General features: G+C 70.8%; 15 protein-coding genes and 1 pseudogene. 6 read left to right on the top strand and 10 right to left on the bottom strand.

Features of this window, described 5'->3' with window-relative positions:
* The first annotated feature begins 145 nt into the window (after positions 1-145).
* Positions 146-571 (top strand): PPOX class F420-dependent oxidoreductase, encoded by a 426-nt coding sequence (locus tag HUT18_RS06465; RefSeq protein ID WP_176098618.1) that lies wholly within the window; start codon positions 146-148, stop codon positions 569-571.
* 22 nt (positions 572-593) lie between these two features.
* Here the strand turns inward: HUT18_RS06465 and HUT18_RS06460 are convergent, their stop codons facing one another.
* The 3 genes from HUT18_RS06460 to glnA all read right to left on the bottom strand — a co-directional run bounded on the left by HUT18_RS06460 (position 594) and on the right by glnA (position 3,821).
* Positions 594-1,460, bottom strand: coding sequence for a hypothetical protein (locus tag HUT18_RS06460; RefSeq protein WP_176098617.1), 867 nt, complete (start codon positions 1,458-1,460; stop codon positions 594-596).
* 185 nt (positions 1,461-1,645) lie between these two features.
* Positions 1,646-2,257, bottom strand: coding sequence for a TetR/AcrR family transcriptional regulator (locus HUT18_RS06455; RefSeq protein WP_176098616.1), 612 nt, complete (start codon positions 2,255-2,257; stop codon positions 1,646-1,648).
* A gap of 154 nt (positions 2,258-2,411) precedes the next feature.
* Positions 2,412-3,821, bottom strand: coding sequence for a type I glutamate--ammonia ligase (gene glnA / locus HUT18_RS06450; protein ID WP_176098615.1), 1,410 nt, complete (start codon positions 3,819-3,821; stop codon positions 2,412-2,414).
* A gap of 271 nt (positions 3,822-4,092) precedes the next feature.
* On the opposite strand from glnA, the gene HUT18_RS06445 reads away from it, so the two are divergent.
* Positions 4,093-4,560 carry an RDD family protein gene (locus HUT18_RS06445; RefSeq protein ID WP_176098614.1) on the top strand — a complete coding sequence of 156 codons (468 nt, stop codon included), beginning with the start codon at positions 4,093-4,095 and terminating at the stop codon, positions 4,558-4,560.
* A gap of 243 nt (positions 4,561-4,803) precedes the next feature.
* Here HUT18_RS06445 and HUT18_RS06440 read toward each other — a convergent pair whose 3' ends face one another.
* From HUT18_RS06440 to lipB, 4 genes are all read right to left on the bottom strand, one after another.
* Entirely contained in the window at positions 4,804-5,505 is a 702-nt protein-coding gene (locus tag HUT18_RS06440; RefSeq protein WP_176098613.1) for a DUF4191 domain-containing protein, read from the bottom strand.
* Positions 5,506-5,607: 102 nt separating this feature from the next.
* Positions 5,608-5,811 carry a hypothetical protein gene (locus HUT18_RS06435; protein WP_176098611.1) on the bottom strand — a complete coding sequence of 68 codons (204 nt, stop codon included), beginning with the start codon at positions 5,809-5,811 and terminating at the stop codon, positions 5,608-5,610.
* A 618-nt stretch (positions 5,812-6,429) separates the two neighbouring features.
* The gene (gene lipA / locus HUT18_RS06430; protein WP_176098609.1) at positions 6,430-7,419 is read right to left on the bottom strand and encodes a lipoyl synthase; all 990 of its coding nucleotides are present in this window, start codon (positions 7,417-7,419) and stop codon (positions 6,430-6,432) included.
* Between the two features lie 199 nt (positions 7,420-7,618).
* Entirely contained in the window at positions 7,619-8,416 is a 798-nt protein-coding gene (gene lipB / locus HUT18_RS06425; protein WP_176098608.1) for a lipoyl(octanoyl) transferase LipB, read from the bottom strand.
* A gap of 346 nt (positions 8,417-8,762) precedes the next feature.
* On the opposite strand from lipB, the gene HUT18_RS06420 reads away from it, so the two are divergent.
* A complete protein-coding gene (locus tag HUT18_RS06420; RefSeq protein WP_176098606.1) occupies positions 8,763-10,199 on the top strand; it encodes a regulator in 1,437 nt (478 codons plus the stop codon).
* Between the two features lie 73 nt (positions 10,200-10,272).
* Here the strand turns inward: HUT18_RS06420 and HUT18_RS06415 are convergent, their stop codons facing one another.
* Both HUT18_RS06415 and HUT18_RS06410 read right to left on the bottom strand, forming a co-directional pair.
* On the bottom strand, positions 10,273-11,616 hold the full coding sequence (locus HUT18_RS06415) for an NAD(P)/FAD-dependent oxidoreductase (RefSeq protein ID WP_176098604.1): 1,344 nt from the start codon (positions 11,614-11,616) through the stop codon (positions 10,273-10,275).
* Positions 11,617-11,933: 317 nt separating this feature from the next.
* Positions 11,934-12,842, bottom strand: coding sequence for a TIGR01777 family oxidoreductase (locus tag HUT18_RS06410; protein WP_176098602.1), 909 nt, complete (start codon positions 12,840-12,842; stop codon positions 11,934-11,936).
* Between the two features lie 263 nt (positions 12,843-13,105).
* Between HUT18_RS06410 and HUT18_RS06405 the strand changes: the two genes are divergently transcribed.
* From HUT18_RS06405 to HUT18_RS06395, 3 genes and pseudogenes are all read left to right on the top strand, one after another.
* Positions 13,106-13,564 carry a tyrosinase family oxidase copper chaperone gene (locus HUT18_RS06405; RefSeq protein WP_176098600.1) on the top strand — a complete coding sequence of 153 codons (459 nt, stop codon included), beginning with the start codon at positions 13,106-13,108 and terminating at the stop codon, positions 13,562-13,564.
* Positions 13,565-13,609: 45 nt separating this feature from the next.
* Positions 13,610-14,986, top strand: a pseudogene (locus HUT18_RS34140) (tyrosinase family protein); the annotation flags it as partial.
* A gap of 226 nt (positions 14,987-15,212) precedes the next feature.
* Complete coding sequence (locus tag HUT18_RS06395) at positions 15,213-15,785, top strand: GNAT family N-acetyltransferase (protein WP_176098598.1); 573 nt, start codon at positions 15,213-15,215, stop codon at positions 15,783-15,785.
* 92 nt (positions 15,786-15,877) lie between these two features.
* Here HUT18_RS06395 and HUT18_RS06390 read toward each other — a convergent pair whose 3' ends face one another.
* Positions 15,878-16,396, bottom strand: a complete 519-nt coding sequence (locus tag HUT18_RS06390) for a DUF4240 domain-containing protein (RefSeq protein ID WP_176104322.1) — start codon at positions 16,394-16,396, stop codon at positions 15,878-15,880.
* Positions 16,397-16,447 lie beyond the last annotated feature (51 nt).

Genomic DNA, 16,447 nt, shown 5'->3' with positions numbered 1-16,447 from the left:
GATGCCGTGAGCGGCGTGCCCGGTCCCAGAGGTGGGCTCACCGGTTTCACCGGCCCCTCGGACGTGGAAACCCTCTCCATACATCGCTAGGCAACGGCCGACCACACCACGCCACACCACACCACACCACACACGGAGACCTCCCATGTCCGAGCCCCCGCTGCCCGCCGACGTCATCGCCACCCTGCGCAAGCCCAACCCGGCCGTCATCACCACCCTCCGTTCGGACGGCCAGCCGGTGTCCACGGCCACCTGGTACCTGTGGGACGACGACCGACTGCTGGTCAACATGGACGAAGGGCGCCGACGCCTGAGTCACGTGCGCAACGACCCCCGCGTCAGCCTCACCGTCCTGGACGCCAAGTCCTGGTACACGCACATCAGCTTCATCGGCACCGTCAACCGCCTCCGCAACGACGAGGGCCTCCGCGTCATCGACCGGATGTCCGAGCACTACCTCGGCCAGCCCTACGCCCGCCGCGACCGCGCCCGGGTCAACGCCTGGATCAAGGTCGAGAGGTGGCACGGCTGGGGGGCGCACAAGGACAACGCGCAGGCGGGCGGGCGCTGAACCCGCGACGGCACTGGCCCGTTCAGGCATGGAGGGAGTCGACGTAGGCGGTCATCCAGTTGGAGAACTCGCACGCCAGGTGCCACTCGTGCGCACTGATCATCCCCGGCGGAAGTGCGGCCGGGAAGGCGACGGCGGGCTTTGCCCGGAACCCGCCTCCGGGAGTGTCGCGGAACTGGTGACGGACCGCGCCGATCTTGGTGCCGTCGCTGTTGCGGGCCCACCCGGCGGTGCGGACCGGGAAGGCGGGGTCCGTTTCGATCGGGACTCCGGTGCGGTCGGAGTAGTCGACGAAGAAGCGTGACCCCAGTACGGCGCCGCCGGTCACCTCGATCACTTCCTGGACCCCTGCCCGGGGGCTGTTGAGGACGTAGTGGTCGGGGCAGGCGACGAGCATGGCGCGTACGTCGTTCCGTGCGATGCGGGCGTTGAACCAGTCCACGAAACCCTGGGCGGTGCCGAGCGAGCTGGAGATCTCGATCGTGCTGACGTCCCAGTCGCCGAGGGCCGCGGCGGCGGCGCTCATCGGGTCCGTGATCGCGATGTCGGGTGCCAGGAGCTCGCGGATCCTGCTTTCGCCCATACGCAGCTTGACGTCGGCGAGGAGCTGCCGGTCCTGCTCCACGTTCTCGGCGCTCGGGTCAGGTCCGACGATGACCGCGAGCTCGGCCAGGAGCGAGGGCACCTCGTCGCCGATCCGCGCGGCAACCACCTGAAGCCGCCGTGCCTCCCATTCGAGAACCGTCGTCCGGTCGACCGCGCGACCGTCGATGTACGCCGTCAGCTCGAGCGGAAGGCTCGTCGCGTTCGCCGAGGACAGGGCCAGAGGGGCCGCGCCGACGGCCGTCGCGAGAGCCGTGATCGCCAGGAACCTTCTTCGGTTCAGCACCCCGCACACCTCCACAAGGGCAACTTGAGTTGCCTTAACTGTGGCGGTGATCGACGCGGCAGTCAAGGGTAATAGCAACTAGAGTTGCTATTGAAAGTTGCGGCTGATCCGGGTGGGTCGGCACATCGCTCGCACCCGCCGCTACATCCGCAACGACGGCCACGAGATCCCGGTCAGGGCGGCCGTCATTCGTGAGCTGCGCCGGTTCCCCCGGCCCGCTCCGCAGCCCGGCGGGCGAACAACTCGATGTCCGAGTCGGTGAGCGCCTGGCCGGTGACCAACAGACGGAAGTACACGGGGCTGCTCGCGTCCTCCAGAAGCAGGCGGGCGTCCGCATCGGGCGGCAGTTCCCCGCGCCCGACGGCCCGCTCGACGATCGCGGCACCGCGACGGAACCGCTCGTCCCAGAACGCCTCACGGGCGGCGCGGGTGGGCTCGTCCAAGGCGCCGCCGATGGCCACACTCAGCACCGCCCGTGTCGCGGGACTGCGTACATGGCCCACGATGTCCTCGAGCGTGGCAACGAGGTCGCCGACCAGGCTGCCGGTGTCGCGGCCGGGATCCTGCTCCGCGGTGCGGATCAGGAACAGATCGGTGATGAGCTCGACCTTGGTCGGCCAACGCCGGTACACGGTCGTCTTGTTCACCCCGGCGCGGGCCGCCACCTCCGGAAGCGTCAGCCCCTCGTAGCCGACTTCCTCGAGCAGCTCATCGGTCGCCCCTCGCACGGCGGCGACCACCACGGCCGCACGCCCCCCGGGTCGCCGGGAGCGGCCCTGCGCCTGGTCACCCACCATCAACTGCCGCCCTTTTCTGCCTGGTCGTACCGTTCGGCCCGGCCCCGGGCGCCATCGTAATCGGACGATCCTTCCTGCCGGACGGCGCGGAAGGGTGGCCATGAAACACGAAGGCCGCCAACCCCACGCGTGGGTTGGCGGCCTTCATCGCTCTTTAGATGTCGTAGTAAAGCTCGAACTCGTGCGGGTGCGGCCGCAGCTGGATCGGGGCGATCTCGTTGGTGCGCTTGTAGTCGATCCAGGTTTCGATCAGGTCCGAGGTGAAGACGCCACCGGCCTGGAGGTACTCGTTGTCCGCCTCGAGGGCGTCGAGGACCGCCGGGAGGGAGGTGGGGACCTGGGCGACGCCCGCGTGCTCCTCGGGGGCGAGCTCGTAGAGGTCCTTGTCGATCGGCTCGGCCGGCTCGATCTTGTTCTTCACGCCGTCCAGGCCCGCGAGCAGCAGCGCGGAGAACGCCAGGTACGGGTTGGAGGACGGGTCCGGGGCGCGGAACTCGACGCGCTTGGCCTTCGGGTTCGAGCCCGTGATCGGGATACGCATGGCCGCGGAGCGGTTGCGCTGCGAGTAGACCAGGTTGACCGGCGCCTCGAAGCCCGGGACCAGGCGGTGGTACGAGTTCACCGTCGGGTTGGTGAACGCGAGCAGCGACGGGGCGTGCTTGAGGATGCCGCCGATGTAGTAGCGGGCGGTGTCCGAGAGGCCGGCGTAGCCCTGCTCGTCGTAGAAGAGGGGCTGGCCGCCGCTCCACAGCGACTGGTGGACGTGCATGCCCGAGCCGTTGTCGCCGAAGATCGGCTTCGGCATGAAGGTGGCGGTCTTGCCGTTGCGCCAGGCGACGTTCTTCACGATGTACTTGAAGAGCATCAGGTCGTCGGCGGCGGCGAGCAGGGTGTTGAACTTGTAGTTGATCTCCGCCTGGCCCGCGGTGCCGACCTCGTGGTGCTGGCGCTCGACCTGCAGGCCCGCCTTGTCCAGCTCCAGGGAGATCTCGGCGCGCAGGTCGGCGAAGTGGTCGACCGGGGGAGCCGGGAAGTAGCCGCCCTTGTAGCGGACCTTGTAACCACGGTTGTCCTCGACGGAGCCGGTGTTCCAGGCGCCGGCCTCGGAGTCGATGTGGTAGAAGCTCTCGTTCGACTTGGTGTCGAAGCGGACGCTGTCGAAGACGTAGAACTCGGCCTCGGGGCCGAAGTACGCGGTGTCCGCGATGCCGGTGGAGGCGAGGTAGGCCTCGGCCTTCTTGGCGATGTTGCGCGGGTCGCGGCTGTACTGCTCGCCCGTGATCGGGTCGTGGATGAAGAAGTTGATGTTCAGGTGCTTGTCGCGGCGGAAGGGGTCGACCCGGGCGGTCGTCAGGTCCGCGCGCAGCGCCATGTCCGACTCGTGGATGGCCTGGAAGCCGCGGATCGACGACCCGTCGAACGCCAGCTCCTCGGTCGGGTCGAACGCCTCGGCGGGCACCGTGAAGTGCTGCATCACACCCGGCAGGTCACAGAAGCGGACGTCGACGAACTTGACGTCCTCGTCCGCGATGAACTTCTTGGCCTCGTCGGCGTTCTGGAACATCCAGCTCCTCCTATCCCGCTCCCGGTCCTCGGGGCGGGCGTTGTAGCTCGGTGGTGCGGCCAGTGCGGTGGCACACGCTGGACCCGACCTTAGGGAGGCGGGATTTCTCGAGCATGACCCATTTGTTTCGTCCACGTTAACCGGCCCGAGAGTCCCAAGCGCGACAAAAAGGAAGAACCGTCCGTCGCGTCGAAGGCCTCCGGGGAGGGTGTTCAGGTCAGCGACCAACCCGTCGGTGCCGGTACCGGAGAGGGGGCAGTACCGTTGACGGGTGGACAAGAGGCAAGCAATGGGATCCAGGCCGTCCGGCCCCGGCGAGGCGGCCGAGGGCACGGATGCCGACTTCGGTTACCGCGGTCAGCAGCTCGGCCTTCCGCAGGAGGGCCCGGGCTCGATCGCACCGCTCGGCAGGCGCTTCGGCGCCGTCTTCGTCGACTGGGGCCTCTGCGTCCTGATCGCATACGGTCTGCTCGCGCAAGGTGATATGCAGGTCACCGGAAGGTGGGCCATCGGCATCCTCTTCCTGCTCGGCACGCTGACCGTCGGTACGGTCGGCTTCACTCCGGGCAAGCGGCTCTTCCGGCTCCGGGTCATCTCCATCCACGGCGAGAGCCTCGGCCTCGGCCGGGCGGCGCTGCGCACTGCGCTGCTCTGCCTCGCCGTCCCCGCCCTCATCTGGGACCGCGACTCCCGCGGCCTCCACGACCGGCTGGCCAACGCGATCCAGGTCCGGATGTAGTTCGGCGTCCGATATGCGGGTCGGCTTCCGGAGGCAGGGCGGCTTCCGGGTGTAGTTCGGAGTCGGGCTCCAGGTCCGCGTGCGGATGTAGTCCGGCGGTTCCGCGCCTCCGCAGCTCCGGCTGTTCCCCGGCCTTCGGGCGCCCGCAAGGCAAGTCATCGAGTACGTACGCGAAGGGCGGCCCGGAACTGGAAAGTTCCGGGCCGCCCTTCGCGCTTCTCGGTCGCTGGGCTCAGGTGATGCTCAGCGCATCTTCCCGCCGCCACGAGGCATGCGCATGCCTTTCGGCATGGGCCCCTTTGGCAAAGGCATATTGCTCATCAAGTCCCCGAGCGCACGCAACCGGTCGTTGGTCGCGGTCACCTGCGGGCCGCTGAGGGTGCGCGGGAGCTTGAGCATCGTCGTACGGACCTTCTTGAGCGGGACCTGGCCCTCGCCCTCGCCGACCACGATGTCGTGGACCGGAACGTCCGCCACGATGCGCGCCATCTTCTTCTTCTCGGCGGAGAGCAGGCTCTTGAGACGGTTCGGGTTGCCCTCGGCGACCAGGACGATGCCCGCCTTGCCGACCGCGCGGTGCACGACGTCCTGGTTGCGGTTCATCGCGACGGCGGGGGTGGTGGTCCAGCCGCGTCCGACGTTGTCCAGGACAGCGGCGGCCGCGCCGGGCTTGCCCTCCATCTGACCGAAGGCCGCCTGCTCCGCGCGGCGGCCGAAGACCACGGCCGTCACCAGGAGGGAGACCAGCAGACCCGCGATGCCCAGGAAGATGGGATGGTCGATCAGGAAACCGATCGCGAGGAAGACACCCAAGGTGCCGAGTCCGACGGCCCCGAGGATCAGGCCGATTTTGGAGTCGGCCCGCCTGGTCATCTTGTACGTGAGGGCGATCTGCTTGAGTCGCCCCGTGTTCGCAGCGTCCGCTGCGGGATCCTTCCTCGCCATACTGCGGAGTCTACGTGTCCGGGTGACCCTGTTCGACACGCGGGAGGGACCGGAGCCTCGGGAAGTAGGGGTCCGGGGCTCAGCGGATGAGGGTCGGGGCCCTCAGGAGGTGCGGGCCTCCACCGCGGCGTCGAGTGCGCGCTGGGCCTCGACCCGGTCCTTGGCGCGGCGGCGGTCCTCCAGTACGGAGGTCCAGGCGTTGCGGCGTGCGGTGCGCTGGCCGCCCCGCATCAGGAGCGATTCGACGGCGCGAAGGGCTCCGGCGACGGTCGGAAGGGCTTGGGCTCGGACTGGCGCGGCCTGCATGGCGGTGGGATCCCCTCGGGGGTGGCGGTGGGTGACTCGTGGGTGCCGACGCGGCGGTGGACCACTTGTGGTGTGCCAGCGCGGTGGTGACGGAGGGTGTACGCGGTAGGGAACCAGCGTCACTGCTCGTTGTTACCAGTGCGTGACCCGGCGGTCAAACGCCAATGAAGCCTGAAATCCGGGCGGTTAGCCCCTTCCCGTGACGCGGCGGGTGGCCCCGGGCTTCCGATCTGCGCAGACGCGGGCGGCCGTTCGGGTTCCGCCATTACCGATGGGTAACTACTTGTGCTCGGATTCACAGAGCCGTGGGGGCGTAGAGGACCCGGACATGCGCGTGCCCGGCGGCCCCAACGGGCCCACCGGGCACGGCACTTCGGTTCTCGGAACTAGGGCCTCTCGTTTGGATCTTGTTGGGGGTCACGGGGTCTGGCACGCACTCCCCCAGCCTTCGGCCGGGAGGTGCCCCCAGCGGCGTTGTCGTCAATCACCATGGCTCCGCCATGGTTCAATCCTCCGCCTTGCAGCTGCACGCACCAGACCCCGCTCGGGTTGGACATGGAGTGCTGTTAGCCACACCAACCAGATCCAAACGAAAGGCCCTACGACGCTCGGAAGCTCTCAGACCGCCTGGCGCGCGGAGTACGAGTCGTCCGTCGCGGTGGCCGTACCGTCGCGCTGGTCCATGGCCATCCGGTACAGGCGGCCCGCGCGGTACGAGGAGCGGACCAGCGGGCCCGACATGACGCCGGAGAAGCCGATCTGCTCGGCCTCCTCCTTGAGCTCCACGAACTCGGCGGGCTTGACCCAGCGCTCGACGGGGTGGTGGCGCACGGAGGGGCGCAGGTACTGGGTGATGGTGATCAGTTCGCAGCCCGCCTCGTGCAGCTGGCGCAGGGCCTCGCTGATCTCGGCGCGCTCCTCGCCCATGCCGAGGATCAGGTTCGACTTGGTGACCAGGCCGTACTCGCGGGCCTTGGTGATCACGTCGAGGGAGCGGTCGTAGCGGAAGCCGGGGCGGATGCGCTTGAAGATCCGGGGCACCGTCTCGACGTTGTGCGCGAAGACCTCGGGGCGCGAGGAGAAGACCTCGGCGAGCTGCTCGGGCACCGCGTTGAAGTCCGGGGCGAGGAGCTCGACCTTGGTCCGGCCCTCCGCGCGCTCGGCGGTCTGGGCGTGGATCTGGCGCACGGTCTCCGCGTACAGCCAGGCGCCGCCGTCCTCCAGGTCGTCGCGGGCGACGCCGGTGATGGTGGCGTAGTTGAGGTCCATCGTGACCACCGACTCGCCGACCCGGCGCGGTTCGTCACGGTCGAGCGCCTCGGGCTTGCCGGTGTCGATCTGGCAGAAGTCGCAGCGACGGGTGCACTGGTCGCCGCCGATGAGGAAGGTCGCCTCGCGGTCCTCCCAGCACTCGTAGATGTTGGGGCAACCGGCTTCCTGGCAGACCGTGTGCAGGCCCTCGCCCTTCACGAGCGCCTGCATCTTCCGGTACTCGGGGCCCATCTTCGCCCGGGTCTTGATCCACTCGGGCTTGCGCTCGATGGGGGTCTGGCTGTTGCGGACCTCCAGGCGCAGCATCTTGCGTCCGTCGGGTGAGACTGCGGACACAGCGGCTCCCTGATAGCTTCGCCGGCTTCCAGGCCGGTGCACGGTTTCTCGGCTACTTCTCGGCTACTACGACTTCTTGGCTACTACGACTTCGAGGCTTGGAATCCTCGGTGCACCCCAAGGGTACGCCCGTGAATCCGCGGCCCTCTCCTCCGGCCAACCTCGCTCGGGCCGGGTTCATTCCTGCCCCTGGGCCCGCTCAGGACGCCACCGCCCCGGCCGGGTCCGCGGCGGCCTCGGCGAGCACCTCGGCCAGGTGCTTCTCCACCAGCGGCAGGACCTCGGCGATCGTGACGTCGCGGCCCAGCTCGTACGCGAGCGAGGTGACGCCCGCGTCCCGGATGCCGCAGGGCACGATCCGGTCGAAGGAGGTGTTGTCCGGGTTCACGTTCAGCGCGAAGCCGTGCGAGGTGACCCCCCGCGAGACCCGGATGCCGATCGCGGCCACCTTGCGGTCCTCGCCGCGTTGGCCCGCGTTGGACGGCGCGTACTCGGGGCCGCTGAGCCGCGGGTTGTACTCGGAGGTGGCGCGGGTGCGCGGCGGCGGCGCGAAGTCCAGGGTCAGGCCGCCGAGCGCGGGCGCCGGCCGGTCCTCGCCGAGGACCCACACCCCGCTGCGGCCCTCCACCCGGCTGGTCCGAAGGCCGAGCTCCGTGCAGGTACGGATCAGGGCCTCCTCCAGGCGGCGTACGTGACCGACCACGTCCCGCGGGTTCGGCAGCCTGGTGATCGGATAGCCGACGAGCTGGCCGGGGCCGTGCCAGGTGATCTTGCCGCCGCGGTCGACGTCGATCACGGGGGTGCCGTCGACGGGCCGCTCGTCGTCCTTGGTGAGCCTGCCCGCGGTGTAGACGGCAGGGTGCTCCAGGAGCAGGCAGGTGTCCGGGATCTCGTCCGCGACCCGGGCGGCGTGCACCCGGCGCTGTTCGGTCAGCGCCTCGGCGTACCCGACCGCCTCGGCGCCGAAGCCCATCCGGACGAATCGCAGTGCGTTCACGGCCGTGCCCTCTTCCCTGAGACCTGGCCCGCCCGTAACGGTGAGCGGCCCCAGCCACTGTACGACTCGCACACACGCGTCAGAACTCGGGGCATTCCTCACCCGAAGGGATGAAGACGGGCCGAAACCGGCGGGGCGGAGATTGCGGAGCGTTACATTCGCGCCGTTCGCGAGGCCCTGGGGCCGGACGAGCCGTGGGGGACTCCCGTGACCTCGGTCCCGGGCTGCCCGGGACCGATCCCGGGCGTGCTCCCACAGGGCCCGTACGGATCTCCCGGGATCTCGCCGGGCAGGCAGAACCCCCGTGACCACCCCCCGGCCCGGACGGCAGGAGACCGCACAGCTGATGACCGAACGACCCCCGCAGCGACCGCAGAACCGCAGGCTCGCCGCACTCATCGCAGAGGCCGGATTCTCCAACGCGGGGCTCGCCCGCCGCGTCGATCAGCTCGGCCTGGAGCACGGGCTCGATCTGCGGTACGACAAGACCTCGGTCACCAGATGGCTGCGCGGCCAGCAGCCCCGGGGGACCACACCGGCCCTGATCGCCGAGGTGTTCACCCGCCGCCTCGGGCGCAGGCTCACCGCCCAGGACCTCGGCCTCGACGCCGGGGCGCCGGTCTACGCCGGGCTGGAGTTCGCGGCCACCCCGGAGGAAGCCGTCGAGATCGTCGGCGGTCTGTGGCGCAAGGACTCCGGCAGCCATGCCGAACTGCGCAAGATCGCCTTCTCGCCCGCGGGTCTGGTGGTGCCGAGCCGGGACTGGCTCATCGGGCGCCCCGACGACCGGGTCGCCCGCGGCGAGCAGCACCCGCGGGTGCCCGTCCAGGGCCGTGCCACCGTGCCCCGGCCGCGCAGCCAGCCCGAGCGCGCTCCGGGCCAGCGGGTCTCCGGCGGCGACGTCGCGGCCCTGCGCTCCGTCGGCGAGCTCTTCCGCGCCCTGGACCACGCCTACGGCGGCGGGCACGCGCGCCAGGCCCTGGTGCGGTACCTGGAGCACGAGGCCGAGCCGATGCTGCGCGGCAACTACGGCGAGCAGACCGGCCGCCGCCTGTTCGGCGCCGTCGCCGACCTCACCCGCCTCGCGGGCTGGACCTCTTACGACATCGCGGCGCACGGGCTCGCCCAGCGCTACTTCGTACAGTCGCTGCGGCTGGCCCAGGCCGCCGGGGACCGGGCCTACGGCGCGTACATCCTGGTGACCATGAGCAGGCAGGCGGTCTATCTCGGGCACGGCCGGGAGGCGGTGCAGCTGGCCCGGGTCGCGCAGCAGGGCATGGGCGCCTCGGTGCCGCCGCTGGTGCAGGCCCTGTTGCACGCCGCGGAGGCGCGGGCGCACGGGGTGCTGGGCGAGAGCCGGCTGAGCGCCGCGAGTCTGGTGCGCGCCGAGCACGCCCTGCAGTCGGCCAAGCCCGGCGACGAAGTCCCGTACTGGGCACGGTTCTTCGACGAGGCCCAGCTCGCCGACGAGTTCGCGCACTGCCACCGCGACCTCCAGCAGTACCGCACCGCCGCGCTGCACGCGGAGCGCTCGCTCGACCTGCGCGCCCCCGCGTACGCCCGCAGCCGTCTGTTCTGCCGCGTGGTCCTCGCCTCGGCCCGCCTCGGTCTCGGCGACCTCGACCAGGCCTGTGCGCTCGGTGCCGAGGCGGCCAAGGACGCGGCCGAGATGCGGTCGGTACGGGCGGTGGAGTACGTCCGCGAGTTCGAGCGCAGGCTGGAACCCTTCCGCGACGCCGCTCCGGTACGCGGTTACCGGGACCGGGTGGCGGCGCTGGGCTGAGCCGCGGCGTAGGTGACAGGGCGTGAACTCCCGGGCCCGGATGGGTCGTTGGGCCGGGCTCGGGAGGGTCGGTTCAGGCCACCGCTGGTACGGGCTCCTCGGCGGGGACGCTGCGTACGCCGAGGTCGCGCAGGACGGCGCGGGCGGCGCGACGGCCGGAGTACAGCGCGCCCTGCACGGTGCTGGTGTCGCGGTGGTCGCCGCACACGTAGAGCCCGGCGAGCAGCCGCACCGAGCGGCGCAGGTCGTGCGGCGGTCTCATCTGCGGGACGGCCTGCGGGGTGTGGTGCACGGCGAGCAGGTCCCAGCGGGTGGTGGACGTGCCGTACAGCGCGGCGAGATGACCGCGCACCGCCCGGTCGACGGACGCGGGCGGGGTGCCGAGCACGGTGGAGGTGATCAGCGCCCGGCCCCGCGGCGCCCGGCTCGGGTCGATCTCGCTGACCACCGCGGTGTGCGCCACGGGCCCGCGCCGGTCCGCGTCGAGCACCAGCGCGGAGCCCGTGCACGGGACCTCGTCGGCGGTGTGGTGGACGACGGTGACCGGATGGCACGCGGGTACGCGCAGCCCGGGCAGGAGCGCTGCGGCGCTGCGGGCGTCGGTGGCGACCAGGACGGCGCGGCAGCGCAGGGTGCCGTGTTGCTCGGTGGTCACGGAGGTGGTGGCGACCGAGGTGACGCGGACCGAGGTCCGCACCGTCCCGGCCGGGAGCGCCGCGGCGAGTTGGCGGGGCAGGGCGTCGGCGCCGCCCTCGGGCAGACAGAGGGAGCCGCGGGCGAAGGCGTGCAGGGCCAGGTCCGCCGCCCGGCTCGAACTGGTCAGTTCCGGGTCGCAGAGCAGCGCGGCGAGCAGCGGCCGTACGAAGCCCTCCAGGGTCCGGGCCGGGAGCCCGCGTGCCGCGAGCGCCTCGGCGGCCGTGGCCTCCGGACGGGCGAGCAGCCGACGTGGCGGGGTGCTCGCGAGCCGGGCGAGGGCGGCTCCCAGGCGTGCCTGGTCGATCGGTCCGCCGAGGGGGGCGAAGCCGTGGCCGGTCCGTGGCCGTGGCACCCGGGGAGCGTGCGCGAGGGCGCGCGCTGCCGTGAGTGCGCCCCAGGTGCGCCGCGGCCCGGCGACCTCACCGGCCCGGTGGTGGCGGCCGTCGCTGTGCAGCAGGACACCCGGGGCGAAGGGGCGCAGTGGCAGCTTGGCCAGGGTGGTGCTGCGATGCAGTTCGGGATACGCGCCGGACATCAACTGCCCGATCCGGTCGAGCCGGAAGCCGTCCACGTCCTCGGTGGACATTCGGCCGCCGACCGTGGGCCCCGCCTCCAGGACGAGGACGTCCAGCCCCGCCTCGGTCAGCCGATGGGCGGCGTTCAGTCCCGCGATCCCGGCTCCCACGACGACGACATCCGCACGACGCACAGGCTCCCGCACGTGCCCCTCCCCGAGGTCGGGTGGCTGGTGGGAACCTCATGCCCCCAACAGAGCAGCCCAATACCCGAGTTGGCCTACGAGGGTAGGAACCGCTCCGTCCGCTTGGGGTCGCGCACCGACCGGGGCACGGTGGCACAAGGGGGCTCGTACGGCGTGCAAGGGGGCGTTTTCACAGGGTGCGCGCCCTTCGAGCGCCTTGGGGTTTGCAGGGTGCACCGACCGGTTTTGCGGTTTCTTTTCCTGTGGGTCCCTACTGGTCCCCGTCGGCGCCCTGTTGGTGCTCCCTGCTCGTCGGCGTATCCCTCACGTCGACTTGTTCAGCTCGACTTGTTCAGCGCCGCCCGGATCGCGTCCTCGAACTGCGGGTGGGTGAAGCGGAATCCGGACGCGGTGAGCCGGGTGGGCCGGGCCCGGGTGCTGCCGAGCACGTCGGCCGCCATCTCGCCGAGTACCAGGCGCAGCGCGGGAGCCGGAACCGGAAACGGTGTCGGCCGCCGCAGCACCCGGCCCATGGTCGCCGTCGCCTCGCGGTTGGTCACCGGGTGCGGTGCCGTCAGGTTCACCGGTCCTGACAACTCCTCGGTGGCGATGAGATGCCTGAGGGCGGCGATCTCGTCGGTCAGGGAGATGAAGCTCCAGTACTGCCGCCCGTTGCCGAGCCGCCCGCCGAGTCCCGCCCGGAACAGCGGGAAGAGCCGCTGCCAGGCGCCGCCCTCGCGGGCCACCACAAGTCCGGTGCGCGGCAGAACGGTTCGTACGCCCGCCTCCCGCGCCGGAGCCGTCGCCTGCTCCCACTCCACGCAGACACCCGGCAGGAACCCCTCGCCCGCGGGCGCGTCCTCGTCGACGACTTGCTCGCCGGTGTCGCCGTAGTACCCGACCGCGCTGCCGCAGACGAAGACCCGCGGCGCCGGGTCGAGGGCGGCGACGGCCGTGGCGAGGGTGGCCGTGCCGAGCACCCGGCTGTCGCGGATCACCCGCTTGTACTCCTCGGTCCAGCGACGGTCGCCGACGCCCGCCCCGGCGAGATTGACCACCGCCTCGCAGCCCAGGAGCCCGTCCGTGTCCACCTGCTGGCGTTCCGGATCCCAGCGGACCTCGTCACCACCGCTCGGTTCCCGCCGTACCAGCCGGAGCACCTGGTGCCCGTCGGCCTTCAGTGAGCGGACGAGTGCACTGCCGATGAGTCCGGACGAACCGGCGACCGCGATACGCATGGCGGGCATCCTCTCGCATCGGCCCAGGGGTGGCCACGAGGCTGGTCCGGTGGGACCCGGACGAGTTCCCTCGAAGGTCAACTCCTGGACCAGGAAATGGAGTTGGTCCCCGTACGGAGGGACAGGGCGGCCTTGTGGCACGGTTCCGGCTTCCCGGCGTGAGATGCGTCCTGTTCCCGGAGGTCCCCTACGTCGGCTACTTCAGCAAATCCTCATGTATGCCTCCAGATCATGGTCTTGGCATATTCGGCTGTGAAAGGGACCACGACGACATGACCGGACAACCCTCCAAGCACCGCACCGCGGACCGGACCCGCCGCCGCATCCTGCTCGGCTCCGCCGTCGCGCTCGTGGGCGCCGCGGCGCTCACGCCCGTGGCCCTGGCCGTGCTGCCCGAGGATGCGGAACCGGTCGGCAAGGACGCGGACGGGACCCTCCTGTTCGACGAGATGTACAAGGGCCGCCGCATCGAGGGCCGCAAGACCGTGGGGACGGGTGAGGCCCACGGCCCCGGCCAGGGGCAGGGACACCACGGTCACGGCGGACACGCCGGGCACGGCGACCCGGGCGTCCGGATCACGGTCGACGGCAAGGAACTGCACGTGATGCGGAACGCGGACGGGACCTGGGTCAGCGTCCTGAACCACTACCAGGTCTTCGACGACCTGCGGGATGTCGCCCGCGCCGCCGTCGACGAGCTCGACGGAGCCAAGCTCATACCCCTCGGCTGACCGGCCCGCAACGAGCGACACCGAGCGACAACGAAGAGGACGCGCATGCGCAAGAACCAGGCGACACTCACCGCCACGGAGAAGAGCAACTTCGTCGAGGCCCTGCTGGAGCTCAAGCAAGCGGGGGGCTACGACAGGTTCGTCCGGACGCACCAGGAATTCGTGATGGGCGACAGGGACGGCGGACCCCGGTACGCCCACCGCGGCCCGTCGTTCATGCCCTGGCACCGTCAGTTCCTCCTGGAGTTCGAGGGGGAACTGCAGCGGATAGAGCCGAGCGTGGAACTGCCGTACTGGGACTGGACGGCAGACCGCGACATCGACTCCAGCCTGTGGGCGGACGACTTCATGGGCGGCACCGGGCGGTCCGATGACAGCCAGGTCGAGACCGGCCCCTTCGCCTTCGGCGGCGGCCGCTGGCAGATGAACGTCCGGGTGGACTCGCGGGACTTCCTGCGCCGTTCGCTCGGCGGCGGCGGCCGGAACCGGCGACTGCCCACCCGCGCCGAGGTCGACCGGGTACTCGCGATGCCCGTCTACGACGAGGCGCCCTGGAACAGCCGGTCCGAGGGATTCCGCAACCACATGGAGGGCTGGCGCGGGGTCAACCTGCACAACAGGGTGCACACCTGGGTGGACGGCCACATGGCCACCGGCGCCTCGCCGAACGACCCGGTCTTCTGGCTGCACCACTGCTTCATCGACACGCACCAGGAATTCGTGATGGGCGACAGGGACGGCGGACCCCGGTACGCCCACCGCGGCCCGTCGTTCATGCCCTGGCACCGTCAGTTCCTCCTGGAGTTCGAGGGGGAACTGCAGCGGATAGAGCCGAGCGTGGAACTGCCGTACTGGGACTGGACGGCAGACCGCGACATCGACTCCAGCCTGTGGGCGGACGACTTCATGGGCGGCACCGGGCGGTCCGATGACAGCCAGGTCGAGACCGGCCCCTTCGCCTTCGGCGGCGGCCGCTGGCAGATGAACGTCCGGGTGGACTCGCGGGACTTCCTGCGCCGTTCGCTCGGCGGCGGCGGCCGGAACCGGCGACTGCCCACCCGCGCCGAGGTCGACCGGGTACTCGCGATGCCCGTCTACGACGAGGCGCCCTGGAACAGCCGGTCCGAGGGATTCCGCAACCACATGGAGGGCTGGCGCGGGGTCAACCTGCACAACAGGGTGCACACCTGGGTGGACGGCCACATGGCCACCGGCGCCTCGCCGAACGACCCGGTCTTCTGGCTGCACCACTGCTTCATCGACAAGCTCTGGGTCGAGTGGCAGGCTCTGCACCCCGACTCCGGCTACCTGCCCACCCGCCGCACACGCGATGTGGTCAGCCTCAACGAGCCGATGCGGCCCTGGGACAACGTCACCCCGGCCGACATGCTCGACCACACACGGTTCTACCGGTACGACACCGAGGAGGACGCGGGCGGCGAAGGCTCCGAGGAAGACACTGGCGCCGAGGGCTCAGAGGGCTCAGAGGGCTCAGAGGGCTCAGAGGGCTCAGAGGGTTCCGAGGGCTCTGAGGGTTCCGAGGACTCGGGCGAGTAGCCAGGAGCGAGTGGCGAGGGGTGAGCAGGGCGCCTGCGCGGGAGCGGAAAGCCGCTGGTCCGGCGCCGTCCCCCGCTGGCATAGTGACCGGATGCCCGAGCCCCTCATCCGTCCCGCCCGGATCGCCGACGGTGCGCAACTCGCCGCGCTGGACTACGAGTTGTGGTCCCCGCTGCACTCCGTGATGGCCCGCCCCGACTCCCCGCACCACGCGTTCTTCACCGAACGGACCCCGGTTCAGGACGTGTTGGTGGCCGAGATCGACGCGCCGGCCGGGCAGGAGCCGGAGCGCGAGGCGCGGCGCCGGTTGTGGCGCAAGCGCGAGGGCCGGGCGGGCGGCCGGGCGGGCGGCCGGGTCGCCGGGTACATCCGGCTGGTCGCGTCCTCGCATCCCTGCAACGCGCACGTCCAGCAGATCCAGGGACTGCTCGTCGCGGACTGGGCGCGGGGGACGGGAGTGGCCCGCGCCCTGCTGCGCGCCGCGTGCGATCTCGCTCGCGAGCGGGGCGCACGCCGGATCACGCTGCGCGTCCTCGGATACAACGCTCCCGCGCGTGCGCTGTACGCCTCCGAGGGCTTCGTGGTCGAGGGCGTACTGCCGGAAGAGGTCTTCCTCGACGGCCAGTACGTGGACGACGTACTCATGGGGCGCAGCCTGCTCTGAGCCGCGCCCTGAGGGCAGCCAGACCGCGGAGAGCCAGCCTGCGGACAGACATGTCGACGGTCACCGCCGCACCACCGGGCCCCCGACCGCCCTCAGCCCCGGAACCGCTCCCACAGCTTCGGGTACGCCGCCGCCAGCGCGTCGTCGTTCTCCATGTCGAGAGGGGTGCCCTCCGGCTCCGGCGGGGGCGGCGGCAGGCCGAGGTCGGGGGCGACGGTGCCGGTGAGCTGCTCGTAGGCCTCGTCGGCGGCGTAGCCGAGTTCCTCGCCGTCGCCGTCCACGTCCTCGTCGAAGGTGTCCAGGTGGACGGCGAGGGAGTCCGGGTCGTGCAGCGCGCCCTCCAGGACCTCCCGGCCCTGGCCGATCAGCCAGCAGCGGAAGAAGTCGAAGGTGTCGTCGCCCGCGCCGTCGAGGAGTACCGCGGCGGCGCCCCACAGGTCCCAGCGGTAGGCGCGGTTGTAGCGGGACTCGAAGTGACGGGAGAAGTCGAGCACGGCCTCCGGGTCCAGCCCGAGCAGCCGGTCGACGAGCAGGTCGGCCTGGTCCTCGGGGTCGCCCTCGGCGTCCTCGCGGGTGCTGTCCACGATCTCCCAGAACTCCTGCTCTTCCATCACGGCACCAGCATCGTCCCTGGCGGGGTGCCGCGCACTCGGAACTCTCGC

Origin of the sequence: Streptomyces sp. NA04227, assembly GCF_013364195.1 — a bacterium.
Lineage (GTDB): Bacteria > Actinomycetota > Actinomycetes > Streptomycetales > Streptomycetaceae > Streptomyces.
The sequence above is the reverse complement of the archived record's forward strand: the minus strand, read 5'-3'. Positions and strand labels throughout refer to the sequence as shown.